This is a genomic window from Corallococcus sp. CA053C (assembly GCF_003611675.1).
GTDB lineage: Bacteria > Myxococcota > Myxococcia > Myxococcales > Myxococcaceae > Corallococcus.
Window position 1 is genome coordinate 35,386 of sequence record NZ_RAWA01000033.1, and the last position, 6,576, is coordinate 41,961.

At 70.3% G+C, this 6,576-nt stretch carries 7 protein-coding genes; 3 read left to right on the forward strand and 4 right to left on the reverse strand.

The window, feature by feature from the left end; translation table 11 throughout:
- Positions 1 to 15: 15 nt before the first annotated feature.
- Together D7V97_RS06965 and D7V97_RS06970 are read right to left on the reverse strand one after the other, a co-directional pair.
- Entirely contained in the window at positions 16 to 969 is a 954-nt protein-coding gene (locus D7V97_RS06965; protein ID WP_199728727.1) for a diguanylate cyclase, read from the reverse strand.
- A gap of 120 nt (positions 970 to 1,089) precedes the next feature.
- Positions 1,090 to 1,368, reverse strand: a complete 279-nt coding sequence (locus D7V97_RS06970; RefSeq protein WP_120609813.1) for a glutaredoxin family protein — start codon at positions 1,366 to 1,368, stop codon at positions 1,090 to 1,092.
- A gap of 21 nt (positions 1,369 to 1,389) precedes the next feature.
- Here D7V97_RS06970 and D7V97_RS06975 point away from each other — a divergent pair, with 21 nt between their 5' ends.
- Positions 1,390 to 2,583: a DUF4388 domain-containing protein gene (locus tag D7V97_RS06975; protein WP_120609814.1), complete on the forward strand. Its 1,194-nt coding sequence runs from the start codon at positions 1,390 to 1,392 to the stop codon at positions 2,581 to 2,583.
- Positions 2,584 to 2,614: 31 nt separating this feature from the next.
- Here the strand turns inward: D7V97_RS06975 and D7V97_RS06980 are convergent, their stop codons facing one another.
- Positions 2,615 to 4,078 carry a penicillin-binding transpeptidase domain-containing protein gene (locus D7V97_RS06980; protein WP_120609815.1) on the reverse strand — a complete coding sequence of 488 codons (1,464 nt, stop codon included), beginning with the start codon at positions 4,076 to 4,078 and terminating at the stop codon, positions 2,615 to 2,617.
- Positions 4,079 to 4,245: 167 nt separating this feature from the next.
- Here D7V97_RS06980 and D7V97_RS06985 point away from each other — a divergent pair, with 167 nt between their 5' ends.
- Positions 4,246 to 5,115: an ABC transporter permease gene (locus tag D7V97_RS06985; RefSeq protein ID WP_120609816.1), complete on the forward strand. Its 870-nt coding sequence runs from the start codon at positions 4,246 to 4,248 to the stop codon at positions 5,113 to 5,115.
- A complete protein-coding gene (locus D7V97_RS06990; RefSeq protein WP_120609817.1) occupies positions 5,112 to 6,023 on the forward strand; it encodes an ABC transporter ATP-binding protein in 912 nt (303 codons plus the stop codon). Before D7V97_RS06985 ends, D7V97_RS06990 begins: the two co-directional genes overlap by 4 nt.
- Before the next feature lie 19 nt (positions 6,024 to 6,042).
- Here D7V97_RS06990 and D7V97_RS06995 read toward each other — a convergent pair whose 3' ends face one another.
- Positions 6,043 to 6,273: a sulfurtransferase TusA family protein gene (locus tag D7V97_RS06995; RefSeq protein WP_120609818.1), complete on the reverse strand. Its 231-nt coding sequence runs from the start codon at positions 6,271 to 6,273 to the stop codon at positions 6,043 to 6,045.
- Positions 6,274 to 6,576 lie beyond the last annotated feature (303 nt).

Sequence of the window (6,576 nt, forward strand, 5' to 3'; positions counted from 1 at the left end):
CCCTCGTGATCAGCATCAAATCGACAACAGCCGGGCCGGACCGGCCGCCCGCCGAATCTCGCGTGTACGCCTCAAGGTCTGCAGTGCCGCGCTCAGCAGCTGGGTGGGAGCCCCCACCGTGTCCGGGAAGCTCACCGCTCCCAGCTCCAGCGCCGTGCGCACCACGCGCCCCTCCATCTGGAACCTCGCCGCCTCGAACCGGGCCTCCACCCGCGCGAGCACCTCGGGCACCGACTCCGCGGGCGTCCCCGGCAGCAGCATGGCGAACTCACTGTCCCCCACCCGCGCCACCGCATCCGCCTCGCGCACCGTCTGCCCCAGCACCACCGCGCTGTAGACGAGCAGCCGCTCCGCCATCGCCTTGCCGTGCTCCTTGCGCACCGCGCTCCACCCGCTCACCTCCGCCGCCACCACGGAGAAGCTGCCGCCGTAGCGCTCGGTGCGGCGGGCCTCCAGCCCGATGAGGGCCAGCAGGAAGGGCCGGTTGTAGAGCCCCGTCACCGGATCATGGAGCGCCAGCGCCGTGCCGGCCTCCTCACCCGCCGCCGCGCGCTCCACCGCCTGCTTCAGCTTCATCTGCGCGTGCAGCTTCATGGACAGCTCCGCGCCGTCCACCGTGCGCGCCACCACGTCCACGCACTGCCCCTTCTCCACGCAGAAGCGCCAGGCGTCCCGGTCGTGCGAATCCACCAGGTACATCATGGGGACCGTGCCCCGGCTCACCTGCCGCAGCCGCCGCGCCGTCTGCAGCGCGCCGTAGTCCGGCGGCTGGGCGGCGAGCAGCACCGCGTCCGGACGGATCACCTCGAAGAGCGGCACCGCCGCGTCGAAGCGCGTCAGCGGCACCACGCGGAAACCCGCCTCGCCCAGGAGCGCCCGGGTGCGCTCCAGGTCCTCCGCCCGCGGCTCCACCAGCAACACCGTAGGAGGCTGCCCCGACTTTCCTGTCCGCTTGTGCTTCAAGCTCACCGCCGTGCCCTCCTTTCCAGCATTTTCTTCCCCACCACCCCTCCCGACCGCCCAGATTTACAGCCCCGTCACTCCCTTGCCCTTCGTATCCCCCCGGATTTCTTGGAGAAGGGCACTAAGTTACCCATCCTGGCCCACGGTTTTAGCAATGGGTGTGCCATTCATCACCCCACGCAGGCGGGCCTCCAGGACCTCGGCGTCCACGCGGTGCTTGAAGACGGGCTCGCCCTCGATGAGGACCACCGGGATGTCGTAACGCCAGGTCTCGAACAACTCAGGGCTCTGGCGGATGTCCGTGATGTAGAGCTCGAAGGGCAGTCGTGCCCGCACTTCCTCCACCACCGCGAGCGCCTTCTCACAGAGGGAGCAACTGGGTTTCGAGTAGATATCGACACGCATGCGTTGCAGGATGGGCGCTCGATGCGCGGCGTGTCTGGTGATTTTTCGACGATGCCCCTCAAGGACCTGGTCGTCCACCTCGGGAATCGCCGGGCCACCGGCACCCTGAACGTGGAGCGGGGAGACGTGCGCAAGCAATTGCTGCTGCGCGAAGGTCACGTCATCACCGCCAGCTCCAACCAGCCGCGCGAGTACTTCGGTCAGTTCCTCATCAACATGGGGCACCTGACGGAGGACCAGCTGGAGCGAGCGTTCGCCACCCAGGCGGAGACGCACATCCTGTTGGGGAAGATCCTCATCATGACGGGCTCCGTGACGGAGACCACCGTGCGCACCACGCTCTCCCACAAGTTCCGGGAGATGCTGCTGGACGCCTTCACCTGGGAGGAAGGCGGCTTCGACTTCCGCGCCACGGACGAGGCCCCGGAGCTGGAGGGGCTGGACGTCAGCGTGGACCTGCTGGACGTGCACCGCGAGGGCGAGTTCCGCGAGACGGCGTGGCAGGCCATCCGCGCGGTGTTCCCCTCCGGCGCGGTGCGGCTGGAGGTCAACGAGCGCAAGCTGACGGACCTCAAGGCGGGCAGCATGGACGACCGCATCGTCCAGCTCGCGCGCGAGGGGCACAGCATCGACGGCATCGCGCTCGCGCTGCACGCCACCGACTTCTTCCTCTACCAGCGGCTCTACGCGCTCTACCGGCAGGATGCGGTGAAGGTGTCGGACCTGGCCCCGCTGCCCGCTCCGGAGCGCGGCGCGCCCACCGTGGTGGTGGTGGAAGAGGACGACGACGACGACGCGGCCGGAGGCGTCATCGGCTCCGAGTCCTCGTCGGACGAGGTGCTCCAGGCCGCGCAGCTCTTCCTCGACGCGGGCAACCTGCGCGACGGCGAGGCGCTGGCCCGCCGGGCGCATGAGATTGCCCCGACCGAGCACACCCAGAAGCTGCTGCGCGACGCGGAGGCCCGGCTGCTCGCGGACCTGCGCAAGGCGCTGATGGAGCCCTCGCGGGTGCCGACGCTGCTGGTGGCGGCGCCGCACTTGAAGACGCTGCCCCTGTCCTCGCCGGAGCGCTACCTGCTGTCGCGCATCGACGGGAAGCGGGACGTGGCGGCCATCGTGCACGTCTCGCCGCTGCAGGAATTGGAAGCGCTGAAGTTCTTCCAGGGCTTCGTGGACACGGGGCTCGTGAAGCTCACCTCGCGCCCCCTGTCCTGAACGTCCTGAAGGCCGCTGCCCGCCCGCGGCGTCAGTGCTTGCCGGCGGCGCCGGCCGGGGCCGTCACTTCCACGGGCGCGGGGATGCGCTCCAGCGCAAGCCGCAGGGCCTCGCGGCCCAGGTAGGAGCCACGGATGCGCCACTTGGGCTCGTTGACGATGAGCGCGGCCACGGCGACGCGCGGGTGGTCCTTGGGCGCGAAGCCCACGAACCACGAGTAGTCGCGGAAGGGCTCGCGGTCCGCGAGCGTGCCCGTCTTGCCCACGGCGTCCGGCACCTGGAAGCCGCGCTCGCGGAAGACATGGCGCGCGGTGCCGTGGGTGACGGTCTCCTCCAGCATGCGCGTGAGGGCGTGCGCGGTGGTGGGGGTGAGCACGGGCTCCGGCTCCGGCACCGGCATGAAGGACTCGGGCTCCACCAGCACCGGATCCACCCAGCGGCCCTCGTTCGCGGCCACCGCGGCCAGCAGCGCGCCGTGCAGCGGCGACAGGTACACGTCCCCGAAGCCCGCGCCGGTGTTGGCCAGCGCGAAGCCGTCCTCCGGGATGTACGCCAGCGACACGTCCAGGGGCTGGGCGAACGGAATCTCGCGGTTGAAGCGCATGCGCGCCGCCATCCGCTTGAGGGCGTCCGCGCTCAGGTGCTTGTTCGTCATCTTCGCGAAGATGACGTTGGCGCTCTTGCCCATGGCCAGCGCGAGCGAATAGCAGGCGCCGTCGCGGTCGCTGTCCTCCAGCTGCCGCTCCGACAGGCTGCGCTTGCCGCCGTGGAAGCACGCCTCGGTGTCGGGGGTCACGCCGGCCTCCAGGAGCGCGCTGCCGGTGACGATCTTGAAGATGCTCGCGGCGGGGAACACCGCGCGCACGGGCAGCCCACGCAGCTCCGGCTTCGCCTCCGAGTGCTCCGCCATCGCCAGGACGCGGCCCGTGGAGGGCTCCAGCACCACCGCGGCGCCGTAGGGCACCTGGTAGTTCTGCATGATCTTCGTGAGCGACGCCTGGAGGCCCGGATCAATCGTGAGCACCTGATCCGGCGCGCTCTTGCCGCCCTTCACCACCAGCTTGCCGCCCTCCAGCTTCGCGCGCGCCACCAGGTCCTGCGCGCGCGGCAGGCCCTGCAGCTTGCCGAACGGAGGCGCCTTCTCCCGCGAGGGCACCGGCTGCGGCGGCACCATGCCGGGCTCGAACGTGAGGTCCCCCTTCGCCGTGAGCGCCTCCGCCAGCGCGCGCGCATCGACAGGGGGCGCATCCGCCGGCGGCGGCGCGGGAGCGGCCTCGGCCTCCACCCGCTCCACCAGCGCGCGGGCTCCCACGGGGCCCGCGTCGGTGGCCACCGCCTCCACGGCCGTCGCCAGCGTCCGGGCGTCCGCGTCGGAAAGTGCGGCGGGAGTCGTCACGGACGGCGCGGAGCCCGCGTCGGGGCCCGGCGCCGAAGCGCCCAGCAACAGCGAGAGGGGAAGCAGCGGCAGGGCGGCGAGGAGGCGGCGAATCGTCATGCTACGGGGCTCTCCTTGGGGGGCAGGGAGCAAGCCGTCGAATCCTAGTCGCTGAGGGCCCGCTGTCCACGGCCTGCTCCCTCGACTGCTCGCTATGTCGGGGAGAAACCTGGGAAGGGGCCTGGAGGTCCAGTAGGGTCCTGTGCACCTTGGACGGACTCAAAGAGATGGTGGTGATCTGGGCAGCGGAGCTGCGCCGGGCCGTGCGCAGTGGGCGCGCGCTCGTGCTGCTCGGGCTCTACAGCATGTTCTCCGCGCTGGTGCTGCTCGTCGTGGGCTTCGTGACCCGCGAGCTGCAGGCCCAGGTGAACGACAAGCTGACGGAGGTCGGCGCGGACGCGGAGGCCACCGCGCGCGCCGCGGACGAGCTGCACCGCGGGGTGCTGGGCTTCCTCACCAGCAACGACACCGCGATGATGGAGGCCCTGGCGCAGGTGCCCATCGTGGTGCTCGTCGTCTTCAAGATCACCCTCTTCTTCCTGCCGGCCTACATCGCGCTGATGGGCTTCGACCAGGTGAGCGGCGAGGTGGGCCCGCGCTCCATCCGCTACCTCACCGTGCGGGCGCGCCGCTCGTCGGTGCTGCTGGGCAAGTTCCTCTCCCAGGCCACGCTGCTGCTGGCGCTGGTGCTGGTCATCGACCTGGCCATCTTCGTCTACGCGCGCATCCTCAACCCCGACTTCGGCTTCGGGGTGCTGGTGCTGAACCTGCTGAAGTTCTGGACCGCCACGATCGTCTTCTCGCTGGCGTACGTGGCCCTCACCACCCTGTGCTCCAGCCTCTTCCGCAGCCCGGCCGTAAGCCTCGTCTTCAACTTCATCCTGCTGTTCGTCTTCTGGCTGATGGACTCCGTGGCGCGCGCCTCGAGCGACACCAACCTCCTGCGCTTCCTGCGCTACCTGTCCCCGTCCAACTACTCGGGCAACCTGCTGCACCCGAAGCTCGCCGAGTTCGCCGGAAGCGGCGCGGCCTATGCCGCCTTCGCGGCCATCTTCCTGGTGGGCGCCTACGGCGTCCTGCGCGCGAGGGACCTGTGAGCGACCTGGCCATTGAACTGACCCGCGTCTCCAAGCACTTCGGCCCCAAGGTCGCCGTCAACGCGGTGAGCCTCCAGGTGCGCCAGGGCGACGTGTTCGGCCTCATCGGTCCCAACGGAGCCGGCAAGACGACGACGTTCTCCATGATGTGCGGCTACCTCTACCCCACGGAGGGCTCGCTCCAGGTGATGGGCGTGTCGCCCACCACGCCGGGCGCCCTCAAGGGCCGCGTGGGCGCGCTGCCCCAGGACGCGGTGCTGCCGCCGGGCTGGGAGGTGGGCGCGCTGCTGACGTACTGGGCCCGCCTGTCCGCCCTGCCCCAGCCCGAACACGAGGCGCGCGGCGCCCTGGAGAAGGTGGGGCTGATGGAGGCCTGGAAGGTCCAGACGCAGGCGCTCAGCCACGGCATGGCCAAGCGGGCCGCCATGGCCCAGGCACTCATGGGTAGCCCGCCCCTCGTGCTCCTGGACGAGCCCACCGCGGGGCTCGATCCACGCATCGCCGCGCAGGTGCGTCAGCTCATCAAGGACATGAAGGGCACGCAGACCGTCGTCGTCTCCAGCCACAACCTCCAGGAGCTGGAGGAGCTGTGCGACGCGGCCGCCATCCTCGACAAGGGCTCCCTCGCGCAGGCCGGCACCATGTCCGAGCTCACCGGACAGGGCGCCGAGTTCCGCGTCCAGATCGCCCGGGGCGACGTCATCATCCCGGAGATCAACGCCCTGCCCGGCGTCACCGACGCGCGCATGGAGGGCCCGGACGTGCTGCGCGTGCGCTTCGACGGTCAGGCCCAGAAGGCCGAAGAGGTCATCAGCCGCACCGTCGGCCACCTCCTCCAGCATCAGGTGCTGATCCTCGGCGTCAGCCGGGGCCGCCGCCTGGAGGACCGCGTCCTCCAGCTCCTGTAGGCCCGCGGCCTACGAGCGCTCACCCCGCCTTGCGCACCCAGCCCACATAGTGGGCGCCCTGGCGCTCCATCCGGACGAGGATGTTGCCGGTGGCCTCGCACCACGCGGGCAGGTCCGCCTCCAGCCCGCGGTCGGTGGAGATCAGCTCCACCAGCGTCCCGGGCGCCAGCCGCCGCATCGCCTTGGCGATCTCCAGGATGGGCACCGGGCACAGCGCCCCGGACGTATCCACTCGCACACCGGCTTCCATGGCCTCGCATCCTGACATGGGCGCCGAACGGCCGTGGGCACGTCATCAGAGGGAATTTCAATCCACACCGCGTCGTTGTCCGCCCCTTCGGGGCCTCTGGATGTGGCGGACGCAGGCGGTGGTAGCGGCTTGCGTGTCTGGAAATCCCTCTGTTAAGTACCCCGCCCTTTCCCTACCCAGACACCCGCTTGGGCCCCCGGAGTCGGACCTATGGCGCAGGAGCATTCCCAACCCATGAAGCCCAATGTCATCGTGGCCCTGTTGGTGGGCCTGGTGCTCGGGTTCGTTGGCGGCCGTGCCGCC

Coding starts and splice junctions, on each gene's coding strand:
- D7V97_RS06970 (WP_120609813.1), bottom strand. CDS start 1,368: ATGCGTGTCGATATCTACTCGAAACCCAGTTGCTCCCTCTGTGAGAAG.
- D7V97_RS06980 (WP_120609815.1), bottom strand. CDS start 4,078: ATGACGATTCGCCGCCTCCTCGCCGCCCTGCCGCTGCTTCCCCTCTCG.
- D7V97_RS06985 (WP_120609816.1), top strand. CDS start 4,246: ATGGTGGTGATCTGGGCAGCGGAGCTGCGCCGGGCCGTGCGCAGTGGG.
- D7V97_RS06975 (WP_120609814.1), top strand. CDS start 1,390: ATGCGCGGCGTGTCTGGTGATTTTTCGACGATGCCCCTCAAGGACCTG.
- D7V97_RS06995 (WP_120609818.1), bottom strand. CDS start 6,273: ATGGAAGCCGGTGTGCGAGTGGATACGTCCGGGGCGCTGTGCCCGGTG.